This is a genomic window from Staphylococcus sp. EG-SA-2, from assembly GCF_017152085.1.
The window spans coordinates 1-793 of record NZ_JACYHC010001031.1 but is presented as its reverse complement, the minus strand read 5'-3'; the positions used below and the strand labels follow the sequence as shown (position 1 = coordinate 793).

Below are 793 nucleotides of genomic sequence, written 5' to 3'. Positions count from 1 at the left end.
CAAATACAACTGAAGATGATAAAGATGCCGATGGTGGCGAAGTTGATGTAACAATTACGGATCATGATGATTTCACACTTGATAATGGCTACTACGAAGAAGAAACATCAGATAGTGACTCAGATTCAGACAGCGACTCAGACTCAGATTCAGACAGCGACTCAGACTCAGATAGCGACTCAGATTCGGACAGCGACTCAGATTCAGATAGCGACTCAGATTCGGACAGCGATTCAGACTCAGACAGCGACTCAGACTCAGACAGTGATTCAGATTCAGACAGCGATTCAGACTCAGATAGCGACTCAGATTCGGACAGCGATTCAGACTCAGATAGCGACTCAGATTCAGACAGCGACTCAGACTCAGACAGTGATTCAGATTCAGACAGCGACTCAGATTCAGATAGCGACTCAGACTCAGACAGTGATTCAGATTCAGACAGCGATTCAGATACAGATAGCGATTCAGACTCGGATAGCGACTCAGACTCGGATAGCGATTCAGACTCAGATAGCGATTCAGACTCAGACTCGGATAGCGATTCAGATTCAGACAGCGACTCAGATTCGGACAGCGATTCAGACTCAGATAGCGACTCAGACTCAGAAAGTGATGCCGATTCAGATACAGATAGCGATTCAGATGCAGGTAAACATACTCCGGCTAAACCAATGAGTACGGTTAAAGATCAGCATAAAACAGCTAAAGCATTACCAGAAACAGGTAGTGAAAATAATAATTCAAATAATGGCACATTATTCGGTGGATTATTCGCGGCATTAGGATCATT

General features: G+C 44.4%; 1 pseudogene. It reads left to right on the top strand.

Annotation, left to right across the window (positions count from 1 at the left end):
• Positions 1-793: pseudogene (locus IDG60_RS17605) on the top strand (MSCRAMM family adhesin SdrC); the annotation flags it as partial.